Origin of the sequence: Bacillus sp. ILBB4 (assembly GCF_035064545.1) — a bacterium.
Taxonomy (GTDB): domain Bacteria; phylum Bacillota; class Bacilli; order Bacillales; family Bacillaceae_H; genus Priestia.
Genome location: NZ_JAIQVD010000002.1, coordinates 396,452 through 409,314 on the forward strand (window position 1 = coordinate 396,452; position 12,863 = coordinate 409,314).

Below are 12,863 nucleotides of genomic sequence, written 5' to 3' on the forward strand. Positions count from 1 at the left end.
TTTTTTAAAATAGAAAGTATGGCTTGCTGTTCCACTTTACTTGTATAAGGAAGCGTAACAAAACAAACCCTATACATAGGAAATTTCATTAATTACCAAAATACTTCTTCGTGTAATTATTTTCAAATGGGACAAGACACGCTATAATGAACGTATCAGCTTTCACTTATAGGTTGAACAGCTGATATGATAGAAAGGGAGTGAACGTATGTCTCAAGCAAATGGACAAGGCTCTTTGACCCCGTCTGTATCTGAGATTGCACAAGCTATTTTCACTGTAAATCGTCACGCAAAAGCTGCTCCTGATCCTAAGCAGTTATATACGTTAAAGAAAATTGCATTAGATCAACTAATTTTAGAAGGAAAAGCCAAAAAAGAAGGACTTCACTTTTCGCCAAACCCTGGTAAAAGTCAACAAAAATCAGATGTACTTGTATCAGTTGGAGACTACTTTTTCCATATGCCTCCAAAGAAAGAAGACTTCAAAGAGTTATCACACCTCGGCCATTTAAACCATCAGTATCGAAATCCCAAAACGACTATGTCATTATCTTATGCGAAGCGCTTATTATCTAAATATACGGGTCATCTCGTACAGCCGGCTAAAAGCCCTGTTTCGACTCCAAGAAAACGGCAAGCACCTGTGTTTAAACCGCTGGGTAAAAGTTATTTTTAAAAAAAGTGCCTGAAGTGGAGCGATCTGCTTTCAGGCACTTTTTTGTGATTCTACAAAATATAAAGATCGATCAACTCAACAAGTTCTCCGATTTCTGGCTTACTTACTTGTCCTTCCGCTCCTACCATCTTTCCCTTGTGACGTAAATCTTCTGTGATAAGAGAAGAGAAGATAATGACTGGAAGTACAGAAAGCTGAGGATTTTCTTTTACTTTTTTAGTTAAATGATGCCCATCCATTTGCGGCATTTCTATATCTGTAATAAGCAGCTGGACTTGATCACTGATTTCCACTCCTTCATCGATCACCGAGCTTAGATAGTTCCATGCTTCCTCACCGTTCTCAAAAAATTCCGTGTTCTCATAACCTGCTTGTGCAAGAGTATCTTCAATCATTCGGCGCAGCAGCGGCGAGTCTTCAGCCACGACAATCTTTTTATTAGAGCGTTCCCTAGCCCCTAGCTTTTTTATTTTCGACTGATTAATACCCGCATCAGGGTTCACGTCAGAAATCAACTTTTCAAAGTCTAACAGCAGAATCATTTGACCGTTTAATTTCACCACTCCAGTAATCTGTGTTTCCAAACCTTGATACAAATCTGAAGGCTTCTCAATTTCTTTCCAAGAAATACGGTGAATTTGCGTCACTGCATGGGTATGAAAGACAATTTTTTGCTGATTGAACTCTGTAACAATTAACTTATCTTTTTCCGGCGTATTTGAAGGTTCCATTTTTAACGCTTTTGCTATGTCAACCACAGGAAGTACTTCCCCTCTTAGCTCTGTAATACCTTCTATGTAAGAATGCGCATTTGGAACAGGTGTAATAGATACGGGATTAATAATCTCTCTAACTTTTACTACATTGATGCCAAACCAAACATTTCCTATCTCAAATTCGACAATTTCCAGTTCGTTTGTGCCACTTTCCAACAAAATTCCTTTATCTCGATTCATATACTTACTCCTCTCATCTCACCTGCTTATCTAATAGTCCATATTTCCTATTATAGTGACCGCCTCTTATATCCGTAAAGAAAAATTTTCTTATTTTGGTATCCTTTTCTCCTAAAACATATACATAAAATATTGTTTTAGGAATTGACAGAATATTATATACTATATAAAAACATGAGCGTTGATCCCTTTCGTCTCATCCTCTGCTCAGTTTTTTACTTGCTCTACTTTACTTCTCTATACTAGCTTATGAACTTGAGTCAAACGACTACTCCTATTAAAACGAGGTGTAATTTATGAACAGAGGATTACAAAAAGAAGAAACAAAAAAACGCATCCAAAAGGCCGCTATTTCTTTATTCCAACAGCAGGGATATCAAAAAACGACTGTGTCTCAAATTACTCATGAAGCGGGTGTAGCAAAGGGTACATTTTTTAATTACTTCAAAACAAAAGAAGACGTTCTTCACTACCTTGGAATTAATTTTACAAACCGTATCTCCTATAAATTAGAACAGCTCCTTCAAACAGAAGAATCAACTGCTTCTATTGTTAAACAACTGTTTTTATTACTAGCGCAATCAAACGAAGAAGCGAACCCTCACCTAATCCGTTCTTGGTTTCATATTGCTATTACCAACAGTTCCTTTCAACAATCTGAAATTCTTCAAATTGAAAAAATGCGCGCTCATTTTACAAAAGTTTTTCAAACAGGACAAGACCGAGGTGAACTTATAGTCGATATTCCTGCCGAAGAAATGGCTTCCATTGCTATACTTAATTTTTTTGGCACACTTCTCTACTGGTGTACCAACCACCCCGACTCTACTACCCTTCAAGAAAGAATAGACAAGTCGGTTACTCTTCTATTTAGAGGGTTTCTTATTCATTCCTAAAAGCCTGTTCACAAATTTTTAACAAGAAATCGAAGATAGCTGTGGACTCTACAGCCAAAACGGTTTATACTACACAAAGTGAATGAATAATCTTAAAAGAAGGTGTTCGTAATATGAAAGGCTCCGTCATTCTTTTTAATGACGATAATGAAATGACCATTATTGAAAACGTAGAAGAAGCTGTATATCAAGATATTAAAGAACAAGAAGGCTCTGATCACTGCGTTGTAACATTGGACGATCATGAAGTTGATTTTGGCTACGTTTCCCCCGTTTATTGGCGTGAAGGCCAAATACACACTGACTAATATACAAGACCTGCATATATATGCAGGTCTTTTTATGCGCTTATTATTTTGAATCTAGAATTGAACGTGAAGCGAGGAACCTCTGATTTCCTAACACATACCTTAGCACATTCGCAGCTAAAAAACAGGGTTAACAACTATATAGAAAGGGTACATTTCAAGTAATAGAAGCTGCGTTTTATTTTAAAAAAGGAGGTTTATGTTATGAGTTCTTATCGAAAAAATATGAATCACTATCCTCACTCATCTCAGTACACACCTTACCAACACTATTACGCGAAAGAAGCTGATCGTATTTTAACGACTATGAGTACAAACTTTAATAAACAGCATTTGAAATCTCTTATCGACGATGCGTTAGATAACAGAGATGAAGAACAATTTTATGAACTAACAACAGCTTATAATAAGCTGTATAATACCTAACTTAAAACCACTATTTGCAAAATGCGCAAATAGTGGTTTTTTACCTATTTTCATTGTGATAAAATGAGTTGAAAATACGCGGAAGGATTTGAAACTATGGAGCACTTAATCAATAAACGTGTCAAAGAAATTGAATTATCAGGAATACGTACATTTTATAATATGGTCTCACAATATCAAGATGTTTTATCCCTCACAATTGGACAACCTGACTTCTTAACACCACAGCATGTAAAAGAAGCGGCAAAATCTGCAATTGATGATAACCAAACTTCTTATACCCACAATGCTGGAACGATAGAACTGCGCGAGGCAGCAGCTCAATTTGTCAAAGAAAAATATGACTTGCACTATAACCCAGCTGATGAAGTGATTGTGACCATTGGAGCTAGTCAAGCAATTGATATTGCTCTTCGCACCATTTTAGAAGAAGACTCCGAAGTTATTTTACCTGGACCTGTTTACCCAGGATACGAACCGCTTATCCGGTTAAACGGCGCTAAACCTGTACATATTGATACAACCGAAACAGGATTTCGACTAACAGCGGATTTAATCCAACAACATTTGACGTCTAAAACAAGATGCGTCATCTTACCTTATCCGTCTAATCCTACAGGCGTGACGTTGTCACAGCAAGAATTAGAAGAAATTGCTGCTCTTTTAAGCGATAAAAATATTTTTGTACTATCTGATGAAATATACAGCGAGCTCGTTTTTGATAAAAAACATCAGTCCATTGCCTCCATTTCATCTATGAGAGAGAAAACAATTGTTATTAACGGAGTATCAAAGTCTCATTCCATGACAGGCTGGCGAATTGGCCTTTTATTCGCTCCTTCTTATTTAGCCAAACATATTTTAAAAGTTCATCAATACAACGTGAGCTGTGCTTCTTCTGTCTCTCAAGCAGCTGCACTCGAGGCACTGACAGCAGGCAAAAATGATGCGGTAGATATGAAAAAAGAATACGAACAAAGACTGAATTATGTTTATGACCGGCTAGTAAACATGGGATTTGACGTAGAAAAGCCGACGGGTGCTTTTTATATCTTCCCTTCTATTCAGAACTTCCACAGTAATTCATTTGATTTTGCCCTGGAGTTAGTAAAAGAAGCGGGTGTTGCACTAGTACCCGGCAGCGCTTTTTCTTCCCACGGAGAAGGATATGTACGCCTGTCGTATGCGTATTCCATGAACACGCTGCGTGCAGCCTGTGATCGAATTGAAGCTTATCTTACCTCTCGTCAATCACGTTAAGCCGATGGTAAGAAGCGTATGCATTTTTTTGTGAGTGATAGCACATAAGAGCGGGTATACTAGAAGCATATAAATTGACTTCAATAGTGTATCATTATAAAATGTGCATCGATTCACTAAAGAAATACATACTTTTAACGGAGGTTTTTATTATGACAAAAGATTTTTTTGATGTGGTAAATGAACGTACATCGATTCGAGAATATGACTCTTCAGCTAAATTAAGCAAAGAAGAATTAACGGAACTTTTAGAAGCAACAGTGAAGTCACCATCAGCTTGGAACTTACAGCACTGGCATTTCGTTGTTATTACAGACCAAGATGCGAAAGAACGTCTACTTCCAATTGCTTACAACCAAAAACAAATTACAGAAGCAGGCGCTGTAGTAGCTGTCTTAGGTGATTTAGAAGCCAATAAAAATGTAGATGAGGTGTACAATCCACTAGTCGAAGCAGGTCACATGACAGAAGACGTAAAAAATATTTTGTCAGGACAAATTAACGGCGCTTATAAAAACGGTGCTTTTGCCCGGGATGCAGCGTTTACGAATGCTTCTCTTGCATCTATGACATTCATGCTTGCAGCAAAAGCAAAAGGATTAGACACTTGCTCAATGGGCGGATTTAACGCTCAAAAATTTGTAGAAGAATTCAAAATTGAGGATCGATACATTCCGGTTATGCTTATCTCAGTGGGAAAAGCGGCTAAAGAAGCTCACGCTAGCGATCGTTTACCATTAGATCAAGTTACAACTTGGATTTAACAAAAAACCCTGCAACTGCAGGGTTTTTCTATGTAACTAAATGGATTTCACCATGCCTCCGTCGATTAGAAACGACTGGCCTGTCATATATGAATTCGCTCCCGAAACAAAGAAAGCAACGGCTTTAGCAAACTCTTCAGGCTGACCGTAGCGTTTAAGAGGAATTTGGTTTCTCATCTCTTCTTCAATTTCTGAAACGTCTACTCCCAGTTTTTCAGCACGAATGGTATCTAGCTCTTTCACTCGGTCTGTTGCAATTCTTCCTGGCGCAACCGTGTTAATTAAGATACCGTCCTCTGCTAGTTCTGAAGCAAGTGTTTTGGTAAGTCCCACGATTCCTGTACGGAAGGTATTTGACAGAATAAGTCCAGCAATTGGCTCTTTAATGGAAGAAGAAGCAATATTGACGATACGTCCTCCGCTCTTTTTCATAACGGGCACTACTTCACGAATAATACGAATATAGCTGAGGAGATTTAACTCAAATGCATGCTTCCAATCATCATCTGTTAACGAAAGGAAGTTCCCAGCTTTAGGACCTCCTGTATTATTAATTAAAATATCAATGGTTCCAAACGTATCTACTGTATATTGAATAACATCTTGAATGTCTTGAGTTTTCGTGACATCTGCCGTTTTATGTAACACTTGTCCGCTTCCAAGATATGAAATCTCTTCCGCTACTTGGATTAGTTTCTCTTCTGAACGACTTGCAATCATAACGTTTGCGCCTTCTTCTGCGAGCCTGGCAGCAATCGCTTTGCCGAGCCCTTGGCTGGCCGCAAATACAAGCGCTGTTTTTCCTTTTAATTCAACATCCATTTCTTTCACCTCGTCTAATAGTTTGAATCTTTTTAACTTTATCACGTTCTCGTCAAATTCTTCAATAAATATGAAATAATTTCTTTTTTCCATATGGTATACTTAATTATCTGAAAATTATTTCTTAAAGGAGGCAAAAAAGCAGTGTATAAAAAGCAATGCTTTGTCTTTCATCAAAATAAGCCTGTAACATGTACGGTACGATCATATACATCAAATGACTTCGATGAGCTGATTCGGATTCAAGAAGAAAGTTTCCCCCCTCCTTTCCCTTCTGAATTATTATGGAGCAAAGCTCAGTTAAATAACCATGTTTCCCTATTTCCGGATGGAGCGCTATGCGTGGAGATAGACGGGACAATATGCGGATCTATCACAAGCGCGATTGTTTCAGTGGAAGGAAATGAGGCTCACACATGGGATGAAGTAACAGGAAGCGGATATATTCATACGCACGACCCTTCTGGTAATACGCTTTATGTAGTGGACGTATGCGTCATTCCTTCGCATCGATCGATGGGGCTTGGGAAGCTGCTTTTGCAGTCTTTATATGAAGTCGTGATTCATTACAAGTTAGAAAGGCTGCTCGGCGGGTGCCGCATCCCTGGATACGCATCAGCGTCTTCCTTGTACACGCCCGTTGAATACATGAACCTTGTATCAGCCGGAACTCTCTACGACCCGGTTATGACCTTTTTAATGCGCTGTGGCAGAACGCCTATTGGTCTCGCAGCAAACTATATTGAAGATGAAGATTCACACAACTACGCCGTACTAATGGAATGGAAAAATCCATTTTATACGGCTATTCAAAAAGAGGCTGGAGCAAAGGTATTTTAGCCCAAGTGAAAAACGAACCGTTAATCAACAGGTTTGATTAACGGCTCGTTTTTTTGTGATTGTGAATATAGTTTTATCTGTTTCGTTCCTTCTAGCAGTTGATTAGAGAGCAAGGCGAAGACTCCTGCGGGAAGTGAGACCCTATAGGGGCGGAAGCGACGAGGCTCAGCGCCCGCCCGCGGAAAGCGACGCCTTGCATGGAAATCCACTGCGGTGTAATAAGCAGTCCAGCTCATGTATCTCATGTGTTCGTCTTTAGGTTGGATTCATTTAGTTATGTCTCAACCTCTTTTTAGATTATTGAACTTCTTCAATGCTCCACTCTAGCTCTTTATGAGTGAGAACAAGATGCGCCTGCAATTTACTCATCTCTTTGTGCTCAAACCGATCATTATACATTTCATTCATGTCGTCAAAGTCACCGATTGTATACAAAGGAATTTTAATATCTCTACGGGATTGGACCATGTGTTCAAAATCAATAAACAAACCGTCATTCGTTAAAGTAAGAAGCGTATTTGCTAACACGAGAGGCAATATTGGATATTCCAACTTTTTCCTTCTAAATACAAATCTTTTTTGCTTAATTTCTGACATTTTCAACGGAATGATTCGGCTTAAAATATGCTTCATATCATACACGTCTCGAAAATAGATTTTGTTGTAAAATCCATCATCATGAGCTAAATAAACAAATTGATTACCGAGTTTATTATTAAATGGCGAGTTGAGCGGTTTTTTTAAATGACCTAAATACAGCAGCGCTGCAATATCTTGAGGTTCTAACAAATCCAACGAAGATACATCCTCAAAATCAATCCAACAAAAATCACCATAATTATAAACATCATCTTCTGCTAAAAGATGAATTTGTTCTTCTTCTACGTAGTCCATATGGGTTTGGTAATGGTAATCACTGTCTTCAAAACCGTGCTTTAACAATAATATATTTGCAAGCGGCGTAGGAAGGGAATGATAAAACTCTTTAAATTCAATTCCATATGTAATAAAGCATTTTTTATTTACATGGCCATTAATATAAACGATATCTCTTATTTCATCTGCTTTACTCAACCGTTCTAACCACCTTATTGATTGATTCTGTGATCGATATGTAACCGTTCTACTGATTTATATATTATACTTCTAAAATAAACAATGTGTAAATATATATTGTTGGCAATTTCTTTCGTATTCACTCCTCTTCTACTGGTCATTTTATTTGATAGGAAAGAAAGGTATAGAGCTGATTGTGAATGTGGTAGAATGTGTGTATCTTATTAATTAGCATGTATGAACACGGAGGTATACAAAATGGATGTTCGCCATTTGCATTACTTAACAGAAGTGGCTAAACATAAAAATTTCACAAGAGCTTCTGAAGCGCTGCATATTTCGCAACCTTCTCTCAGTAAAATGGTTAAATCATTAGAAGAAGAGCTCGGCACACCTTTGTTTGATCGCGCTGGCAAACAAGTTCAGCTTACCGATGCAGGAATAATTGTGTACGAGCAAGCAGAAAGCATTTTATCTTCTCTCCGGGATTTATCGGATTCCCTCTATGATTTAATGCATTTAAAAAGAGGAACCATCAAAATAGGCATTCCCCCTATTATTGGTACATTGTTTTTTCCTACTATTATTAAAGCATTTCGAGAGCAATACCCTGAGATTCATATTCAATTAGTGGAATATGGCGCTAAAAGAATGCAAAAATTTGTGGAACAAGGAGAAGTGGATGTGGGCGTAGTTTTACTTCCAGTTGATGAAAACATGTTTTTTACGACTCCTTTAGCCCGAGAAACACTGCAGCTTGTTGTTCATAAATCTCATCCGTTAGCTCAGCATTCTACGATTTCATTAAAAGAGTTAAAAGACGAAACGCTTATTTCCTTTCATGAAGACTTCACCATGCATGAAATGGTCTATAACGAATGTTTAAAAAATGGATTTACACCTAATATTGCTTTTAAAAGCTCTCAGTGGGACTTCATTGGAGAGTTGGTAGCTGCTAATCTTGGCATTGCTCTTTTCCCTTATTCATTATGTGAAAAGCTTGATTTGGAGCATGTGAAAGTAATTAATCTCGAGAATGCTATTCCATGGGAAATTGCTTTAATCGTTAAAAAAGATCGCTATATCTCTTATGCTACACAGGCTTTTATTGATTATATTAAAAGTACAGTTTAACAAAGCTGAGACAAAAGTAGTTTAATTAAAAATCCAAATGAGTTTGATTCTTAATAGAAAATCAAACTCATTCGGATTTTTTTATGGTGGTGAACGTAGGTTCCATATATGTAGCGGCTTTTAGCTGTTGTTTGGAGAGCAAGGCGAAGACTCCTGCGGGAAAAGCGGAAGCGACGAGGAGGCTCAGGGGCCGCCCGCGGAAAACGAAGCCTTGCACGGAAATCAACAACGGTGTAATAAGTCATTCATACTAAATCACTTTTCCCATTGGTTCGTCTTTAGATTGAATTGATTTAAGCATGTCTCCATCTCTTTTTTTAATTACCTTTTATTAAATAATTAGACCTTATATTTCACAAACTCTTTTTTTGAAAAGGTTACCAACGCATTTGTAAAGAGATTTCTTTCAACTATAACTAAAAAGAATAGTTATCATAGTTATTATATATTTCATATTATAGTCGTTTTTTTGTAAGATAAGTGTGTAGCATTCATTTACTTAAGTTGTATCCCCATTTGCAAAATCCAAATAGTTTCTCTTTTCCCATGATGGAGTCGTCTTTTCAGCATAGACGACTCCATTATTGTCTCAACAAACTAGGAATGAATAAAAACATAAATAAAGGAGGCTAATCATGAAACTGATTATGGTGATTTTACAGATTTTATTACTAACGGCTCTGTTTTTAATAGGAGAAAGTATTTCACAGTGGTTTGACCTCCCAGTGCCAGGTAGTATCATCGGATTTTTCTTACTGTTTTTCTTACTGTACTTTAAAGTAATTAAATTAAGCTGGGTTGAACAAGGTGGAACACTGTTAGTGGGAGAACTATTACTATTTTTCATACCAGCCGTCGTTGGACTCATCAATTATGGAGATGTATTGATGCATTTTGGAATCCAGATTGTGATTATTATCACAATCAGTACGATTATTGTAATGTCTATAACGGGAATCATTGCAGAACATATTTCAAGAAGAAAGGAAGGTTCGCTAAAATGACATTACTCACATGGATTGCTCTTCCGCTTACACTGCTCGTTTATGTCGGCACAAAAGTGCTCTATAAAAAATATAAGTCTATGCTAGTTTCCCCTATTTTACTAGCCCCCATTCTTTTAATTGGTATCTTATTAGTAACGAATGGCTCTTATGATCATTATAAGCAAGGTGCCAGTGCTATTAGCTTTATGCTTGGACCAGCAACCGTTGCTTTTGCTGTTCCTATGTTTAAGTATTTTGATTTACTCAAAAAACATCGTGTTGAAATCAGCTTAAGCGTAGGGCTCGGCACGTTTGCTGCCATGATATCTTCCATGCTGTTAGCATTAGTGTTTCATTTACAATCAACGCTGGTTCATAGCTTGATTCCAAGATCGGTTACGATTCCTATTGCTGTTAATGTATCTCAGACGCTAGGAGGAGATCCAAATATCACCATTATGTTTGTGATTATAACCGGTGTAGTAGGATGTATGGTCGCTCCAAAACTGATTAAGCTCCTCGCACTGCACTCTTCTCTAGCAAGAGGTCTTCTTTTAGGAGTAGCTTCTCATGGGACAGGTACAGCAAGAGCTTTTGAATTTGGAAAAATTGAAGGTACTTTTTCTAGCCTTGGCATGATCGTAGCAGCACTTCTTACAATGTTGTTTGCGAATATGCTTCTGCCTACTATTTTCGCTTAAAAGATAAAAAAGGTGTGATCATATATGATCACACCTTTTTATTATCCAATATGAAAAGTTGATTTTACGAACTCAATAACTTCTTCCGTAGAAGACATTGATAGAATTGTATCTAAATGAGGTTCGATATCAGCTTTTGATAATTGACGGATTTGAGAACGAGCTTTCAGAATAGATGTTGCACTCATTGAGAATTCATCTAAGCCTAAACCTAAAAGAATTGGAATTGCAATCTCATCTCCTGCCATCTCTCCGCACATGCCTACCCACTTACCTTCTTTGTGAGCCGCTTTGATTACCATATTCACCAAGCGAAGAATCGCTGGGTTATACGGTTGGTATAAATAAGACACGCGCTCATTCATGCGGTCAGCAGCAAGCGTGTATTGAATTAAATCGTTTGTTCCGATAGAGAAGAAATCTACTTCTTTAGCAAATAAATCTGCGATTACCGCTGAGGAAGGAATCTCTACCATCATCCCTACTTCGATGTCTTCCGAAACTTGTACGCCTTCTTGTTGAAGTTTAGCTTTTTCTTCTAAAAGAATCGCTTTTGCTTGACGGAACTCATCAACAGTAGCAATCATAGGAAACATAATTTTCAGATTACCGTATACGCTTGCACGTAGAAGCGCACGAAGCTGTGTACGGAACATGTCTTGCATCTCTAGACATAAGCGAATGGCACGGAATCCTAAGAATGGGTTCATTTCTTTTGGTAGATTTAAATAAGGAAGCTCTTTGTCTCCACCAATGTCAAGAGTACGAACAACCACTGGTTTGCCTTCCATACGTTCAAGAACTGTTTTATAAGAAGTAAACTGCTCTTCTTCCGTCGGAAGATCTTCGCGGCCCATATATAAGAATTCTGTACGATAAAGGCCAACGCCTTCGCCGCCGTTTTCTAATACGCCTTTTACATCTTCTGGTGTACCAATGTTAGCTGCAAGTTCAACGTGATGATCATCAGCTGAAACCGTTTTTTCATTCACAAGCTTCGCCCACTCAGCTTTTTGTTCTGCATACTCAGCGGCTTTTTTCTCGTAAGCTTTTACTGTTTCTTCGCTTGGATCAACGATAACTTCGCCATCTAAACCATCAACAATTACTAATACACCGTTTTGAATGTCTTCCATAACTGTTTTTGTACCTACAACAGCTGGGATCTCCATTGAACGCGCCATAATTGCTGAGTGAGAAGTACGTCCGCCAATATCTGTTGTAAATCCTTTTACGAACTTACGATTTAACTGTGCTGTATCAGACGGCGTTAAATCTTCTGCGATAATGACAACTTCTTCTGAGATTAAGCTTGGATTTGAAACGTTTACACCTAAAAGATGAGCTAATACACGTTTTGTTACGTCACGGATATCAGCAGCACGTTCTTTCATATATTCATTGTCCATTGACTCAAACATATTAATAAACATTGCCGCTACTTCATCAAGTGCATGTTCAGCGTTTACATTTTCATTTGTAATTTTATCTTTAATTGGATTAATAAGTTCAGGATCGCTTAGAACTAATAAGTGAGCTTCAAAGATTTCTGCTTTGTCATCACCAAGTTCTTTACGAGCGTGCTCTCTAATAATTTCAAGTTCTGATTTTGACTTTTCTAGCGCAGCTTCTAGACGTGCTACTTCTGCTTCAACTTCAGTTACTGATTTTTTTTCAACGGTTAATTCTGGATTTTCTAGACGAAATGCTTTAGCAATAGCAATGCCGCTAGAAGCGGCAATGCCTTGAATTTCCTTTGTCATTATTCGCCTAATCCTTCTTTGCTCATTGTATCTTCAAGAGCAGCAAGTGCATCTGCTTCGTCAGAACCTTCTGCAGAGATAGTGATTGTAGCGCCTTTTTGAATACCTAAAGACATAACGCCCATGATTGATTTTAAGTTTACAGTTTTACCGTTGAATTCTAAGTTGATATCAGAATCAAATTTGCTTGCTGCTTGTACTAAAGTTGTTGCTGGACGTGCGTGAATTCCTGAGTCTGCTGTTACTGTAAATGTTTTTTGTGCCATGTTAAATCA

Annotated in this window: 16 protein-coding genes; 10 read left to right on the top strand and 6 right to left on the bottom strand. The window is 37.7% G+C overall.

Translation table 11 applies throughout. The features are described 5' to 3' along the window. The first annotated feature begins 208 nt into the window (after positions 1-208). Positions 209-676, top strand: coding sequence for a YkyB family protein (locus LAV82_RS08280; RefSeq protein ID WP_013056025.1), 468 nt, complete (start codon positions 209-211; stop codon positions 674-676). 50 nt (positions 677-726) lie between these two features. On the opposite strand, the gene LAV82_RS08285 is transcribed toward LAV82_RS08280, so the two are convergent. Next, a complete protein-coding gene (locus LAV82_RS08285) occupies positions 727-1,632 on the bottom strand; it encodes a chemotaxis protein (RefSeq protein ID WP_013056024.1) in 906 nt (301 codons plus the stop codon). A gap of 296 nt (positions 1,633-1,928) precedes the next feature. On the opposite strand from LAV82_RS08285, the gene LAV82_RS08290 reads away from it, so the two are divergent. From LAV82_RS08290 to LAV82_RS08310, 5 genes are all read left to right on the top strand, one after another. Further along, complete coding sequence (locus tag LAV82_RS08290; RefSeq protein WP_499715866.1) at positions 1,929-2,528, top strand: TetR/AcrR family transcriptional regulator; 600 nt, start codon at positions 1,929-1,931, stop codon at positions 2,526-2,528. Between the two features lie 113 nt (positions 2,529-2,641). After that, entirely contained in the window at positions 2,642-2,836 is a 195-nt protein-coding gene (locus LAV82_RS08295) for a protein YkzT (RefSeq protein ID WP_013056022.1), read from the top strand. A 204-nt stretch (positions 2,837-3,040) separates the two neighbouring features. Next, positions 3,041-3,262, top strand: coding sequence for an IDEAL domain-containing protein (locus LAV82_RS08300; RefSeq protein ID WP_013056021.1), 222 nt, complete (start codon positions 3,041-3,043; stop codon positions 3,260-3,262). A 96-nt stretch (positions 3,263-3,358) separates the two neighbouring features. Continuing rightward, entirely contained in the window at positions 3,359-4,522 is a 1,164-nt protein-coding gene (locus tag LAV82_RS08305; protein ID WP_057274560.1) for an aminotransferase A, read from the top strand. Between the two features lie 152 nt (positions 4,523-4,674). Next, positions 4,675-5,286 (top strand): nitroreductase family protein, encoded by a 612-nt coding sequence (locus tag LAV82_RS08310; RefSeq protein WP_013056019.1) that lies wholly within the window; start codon positions 4,675-4,677, stop codon positions 5,284-5,286. 36 nt (positions 5,287-5,322) lie between these two features. Here LAV82_RS08310 and LAV82_RS08315 read toward each other — a convergent pair whose 3' ends face one another. Beyond that, positions 5,323-6,108 (bottom strand): SDR family oxidoreductase, encoded by a 786-nt coding sequence (locus tag LAV82_RS08315; protein WP_029325103.1) that lies wholly within the window; start codon positions 6,106-6,108, stop codon positions 5,323-5,325. A 144-nt stretch (positions 6,109-6,252) separates the two neighbouring features. Between LAV82_RS08315 and LAV82_RS08320 the strand changes: the two genes are divergently transcribed. Further along, positions 6,253-6,948 (top strand): GNAT family N-acetyltransferase, encoded by a 696-nt coding sequence (locus LAV82_RS08320; protein ID WP_499715867.1) that lies wholly within the window; start codon positions 6,253-6,255, stop codon positions 6,946-6,948. A gap of 297 nt (positions 6,949-7,245) precedes the next feature. Here the strand turns inward: LAV82_RS08320 and LAV82_RS08325 are convergent, their stop codons facing one another. After that, positions 7,246-8,022: a hypothetical protein gene (locus tag LAV82_RS08325; protein ID WP_013056016.1), complete on the bottom strand. Its 777-nt coding sequence runs from the start codon at positions 8,020-8,022 to the stop codon at positions 7,246-7,248. A gap of 240 nt (positions 8,023-8,262) precedes the next feature. Here LAV82_RS08325 and LAV82_RS08330 point away from each other — a divergent pair, with 240 nt between their 5' ends. Continuing rightward, positions 8,263-9,138 carry a LysR family transcriptional regulator gene (locus LAV82_RS08330; RefSeq protein ID WP_013056015.1) on the top strand — a complete coding sequence of 292 codons (876 nt, stop codon included), beginning with the start codon at positions 8,263-8,265 and terminating at the stop codon, positions 9,136-9,138. A gap of 50 nt (positions 9,139-9,188) precedes the next feature. Here LAV82_RS08330 and LAV82_RS08335 read toward each other — a convergent pair whose 3' ends face one another. Next, a complete protein-coding gene (locus LAV82_RS08335) occupies positions 9,189-9,383 on the bottom strand; it encodes a hypothetical protein (protein ID WP_499715868.1) in 195 nt (64 codons plus the stop codon). 390 nt (positions 9,384-9,773) lie between these two features. Here LAV82_RS08335 and LAV82_RS08340 point away from each other — a divergent pair, with 390 nt between their 5' ends. Together LAV82_RS08340 and LAV82_RS08345 are read left to right on the top strand one after the other, a co-directional pair. Further along, positions 9,774-10,142, top strand: coding sequence for a CidA/LrgA family holin-like protein (locus tag LAV82_RS08340; protein WP_013082263.1), 369 nt, complete (start codon positions 9,774-9,776; stop codon positions 10,140-10,142). After that, complete coding sequence (locus LAV82_RS08345) at positions 10,139-10,825, top strand: LrgB family protein (RefSeq protein WP_013056013.1); 687 nt, start codon at positions 10,139-10,141, stop codon at positions 10,823-10,825. Before LAV82_RS08340 ends, LAV82_RS08345 begins: the two co-directional genes overlap by 4 nt. 41 nt (positions 10,826-10,866) lie before the next feature. Here the strand turns inward: LAV82_RS08345 and ptsP are convergent, their stop codons facing one another. Beyond that, positions 10,867-12,588 (bottom strand): phosphoenolpyruvate--protein phosphotransferase, encoded by a 1,722-nt coding sequence (gene ptsP / locus LAV82_RS08350; protein WP_013082261.1) that lies wholly within the window; start codon positions 12,586-12,588, stop codon positions 10,867-10,869. Further along, positions 12,588-12,854, bottom strand: coding sequence for a phosphocarrier protein HPr (locus tag LAV82_RS08355; protein ID WP_013056011.1), 267 nt, complete (start codon positions 12,852-12,854; stop codon positions 12,588-12,590). Before LAV82_RS08355 ends, ptsP begins: the two co-directional genes overlap by 1 nt. Between the last annotated feature and the right edge of the window lie 9 nt (positions 12,855-12,863).

Excerpts from the sequence above, each read along its gene's own strand:
- LAV82_RS08280 (WP_013056025.1), top strand. The coding sequence starts at position 209 with ATGTCTCAAGCAAATGGACAAGGCTCTTTGACCCCGTCTGTATCTGAG.
- LAV82_RS08285 (WP_013056024.1), bottom strand. The coding sequence starts at position 1,632 with ATGAATCGAGATAAAGGAATTTTGTTGGAAAGTGGCACAAACGAACTG.
- LAV82_RS08290 (WP_499715866.1), top strand. The coding sequence starts at position 1,929 with ATGAACAGAGGATTACAAAAAGAAGAAACAAAAAAACGCATCCAAAAG.
- LAV82_RS08295 (WP_013056022.1), top strand. The coding sequence starts at position 2,642 with ATGAAAGGCTCCGTCATTCTTTTTAATGACGATAATGAAATGACCATT.
- LAV82_RS08300 (WP_013056021.1), top strand. The coding sequence starts at position 3,041 with ATGAGTTCTTATCGAAAAAATATGAATCACTATCCTCACTCATCTCAG.
- LAV82_RS08305 (WP_057274560.1), top strand. The coding sequence starts at position 3,359 with ATGGAGCACTTAATCAATAAACGTGTCAAAGAAATTGAATTATCAGGA.
- LAV82_RS08310 (WP_013056019.1), top strand. The coding sequence starts at position 4,675 with ATGACAAAAGATTTTTTTGATGTGGTAAATGAACGTACATCGATTCGA.
- LAV82_RS08315 (WP_029325103.1), bottom strand. The coding sequence starts at position 6,108 with ATGGATGTTGAATTAAAAGGAAAAACAGCGCTTGTATTTGCGGCCAGC.
- LAV82_RS08330 (WP_013056015.1), top strand. The coding sequence starts at position 8,263 with ATGGATGTTCGCCATTTGCATTACTTAACAGAAGTGGCTAAACATAAA.
- LAV82_RS08335 (WP_499715868.1), bottom strand. The coding sequence starts at position 9,383 with ATGACTTATTACACCGTTGTTGATTTCCGTGCAAGGCTTCGTTTTCCG.
- LAV82_RS08340 (WP_013082263.1), top strand. The coding sequence starts at position 9,774 with ATGAAACTGATTATGGTGATTTTACAGATTTTATTACTAACGGCTCTG.
- LAV82_RS08345 (WP_013056013.1), top strand. The coding sequence starts at position 10,139 with ATGACATTACTCACATGGATTGCTCTTCCGCTTACACTGCTCGTTTAT.
- ptsP (WP_013082261.1), bottom strand. The coding sequence starts at position 12,588 with ATGACAAAGGAAATTCAAGGCATTGCCGCTTCTAGCGGCATTGCTATT.
- LAV82_RS08355 (WP_013056011.1), bottom strand. The coding sequence starts at position 12,854 with ATGGCACAAAAAACATTTACAGTAACAGCAGACTCAGGAATTCACGCA.